The sequence below is a fragment of the Sphingomonas sp. CCH9-F2 genome (assembly GCF_001556735.1).
In the GTDB taxonomy this organism is placed as follows: Bacteria; Pseudomonadota; Alphaproteobacteria; order Sphingomonadales; family Sphingomonadaceae; genus Sphingomonas; species Sphingomonas ginsenosidimutans.
Genome location: NZ_LSJO01000404.1, coordinates 1 through 2214, shown reverse-complemented (window position 1 = coordinate 2214; position 2214 = coordinate 1). Strand labels below are relative to the sequence as shown.

The 2214-nt window shown below is 73.1% G+C and carries 2 protein-coding genes; both read right to left on the bottom strand.

The features are described from left to right. On the bottom strand, positions 1-1511 hold a 1511-nt coding region (gene nagE / locus AX685_RS11755; protein ID WP_066488892.1), incomplete at its 3' end, for an N-acetylglucosamine-specific PTS transporter subunit IIBC. Then, positions 1508-2214 (bottom strand): phosphoenolpyruvate--protein phosphotransferase (locus AX685_RS11750; RefSeq protein WP_197418583.1); only part of this gene is annotated, 707 nt, incomplete at its 5' end. The genes nagE and AX685_RS11750, both read right to left, overlap by 4 nt.

The window sequence follows — 2214 nt, the reverse complement described above, 5'->3', positions numbered from 1 at the left end:
TTCGCCTCCCCGCCCAGCGCCGCCTGCACCGCAACAGGCAGATCCTGCGCGCGCGGTTCGACCGCGGCGACCACCGGCGCGGGCGCACCCGCAGCCCCGGCGGCCACGCGGATCTCGCCCGCGACCTGATCGGCGACCGGGCCTAGCACCACCTGCAGCGTCGTCGGCGACGGGCGCAGCACCCCGCGTGCGCCCAGCGCCTTCAGCCGCGCCTCGTCCACCGCCGCGGTATCCGCCAGCACCAGCCGCAGCCGGGTGGTGCACGCGCCCACCGTCAACAGATTCGTCGCCCCGCCCAGCGCCGCGACGAACGCCGCGCCGCGATCGCCGTCGGCCACCACCGTCGCGACGTCGCCGCCGGCGTCCGCCTCGCGGCCCGGCGTCGCCAGGTTCCAGCGGCGGATCGCCAGCCGGAACGCGCCGTAATAGATCGCGGCATAGGCCAGCCCGATCGGCAGCAGCAGCAGCGGGCGCGTCGCCTTGCCCGCGTTCAGCACGTAATCGAGCAGCCCCGCCGAAAAGCCGAACCCCAGCCGCATCCCCAGCGCATAGGTGACCGCCATCGACACGCCCGTCAGCACCGCGTGCAGCACGTAGAGCGCGGGGGCCAGGAACATGAACGAGAATTCGATCGGCTCGGTCACCCCGGTCAGCAGCGAGGTGAGCGCGAGGCTGAGCAGCATCCCGCCGACCGCGCGGCGCCGTTCGGGCCGCGCCTCGTGATACATCGCCAGGCACGCGGCGGGCAGACCGAACATCATCACCGGGAAGAAGCCGGTCATGAACGCGCCCGCCGCCGGATCGCCCGCGAAGAACCGGCGCAGGTCGCCGCTGACGCCGTGATAGTCGCCCAGCACGAACCAGACGATGTTGTTGAGGATATGGTGCAGTCCGGTCACCAGCAGCAGCCGGTTGACCACGCCGTACAGGAACAGCCCGGCCGGCCCCGCCGCCGCGATCCCCCAGCTCAGCCGGTCGATCCCCGCCGCGATCGCGCCGTAACCGGTGCCCAACGCCGCCGCGATCGCGATCCCCGCGACGCCGCTGACGATCGGCACGAACCGCCGCCCGCCGAAGAAGGCGAGGTAATCGGGCAGCCTGATCGTCGCAAAGCGATTGTACAGCAGCCCGCCGGCGACGCCGGACAGGATGCCGATCGGCACGTCCAGCCGCCCGATCGCCTTGGCCTTCCACGCCGCGATCGCCAGGTCGCCGGTGATATCGCCGGGCACGATCATCAGCGGCTGCGCGCCGTTGCGCGCCACCAGGTAACAAACCACCGCCGCCAGGCTGGCCGCGCCATTGCCGTCGCGCGCCAGCTGCGTCGCCACGCCGATCGCGAACAGCAGCCCCAGATTGGCGAAGATCGCATCCCCCGCCGCCGCGACGAACGCGACGTCCAGCAGATCCGGCTGCCCCAGCCGCAGCAGCAGCCCCGCCGCGGGTAGCACCGCGATCGGCAGCATCAACGCCCGGCCGAGCGATTGCAGCCCCTGCATCACCGCCTTCATGCCGCCGTCTCCCCCGCCACCATCCCCCGCGCGAAGGCGCGCGCCAAGTCGCGCACCGCGCCCGCGCTGTCCGCCGCGACCGCCCTTGCCGCCAGATCGCGGCAATCGGCCAGCGTCGCCGCGCGAATCGCCGCCTTCACTTCCGGCACCAGCGCCGGGGTGGCGGACAGTTCGGTCACCCCCAGCCCGATCAGGATCGGCACCGCCAGCGGATCGGACGCCAGCCCGCCGCACACCCCGGTCCAGCGCCCATGGCGCGCCGCGCCGCGGCACGTCTCGCCGATCAGCCGCAGCACCGCCGGGTGCAGCCCGTCGACGCCGCCCGCGACGCCGTCGTTCCCGCGGTCCATCGCCAGCGTATATTGCGTCAGGTCGTTGGTGCCGATCGACAGGAAATCGGCGTGACGCGCCAGCAGGTCGGCGGTGATCGCCGCCGCCGGGGTCTCCACCATCACCCCCACCTGCACCGCATGCGCGACGCCCATGTCGGCGCGCAGCCGCTCCACCGCGCCGCGCACCTCGGTCAGTTCCGCGACGCTTGCCACCATCGGCAGCATGATGCGGCACGCCGCCCCCGCCGAGAGGATCGCGCGCAATTGCGTGTCCAGCACGTCGCGATGGCGCAGCCCGACGCGGATGCCGCGCACGCCCAATGCGGGATTCTCCTCCGCCGGCAACGGCAGCCACGGCGCGGGCTTGTCAC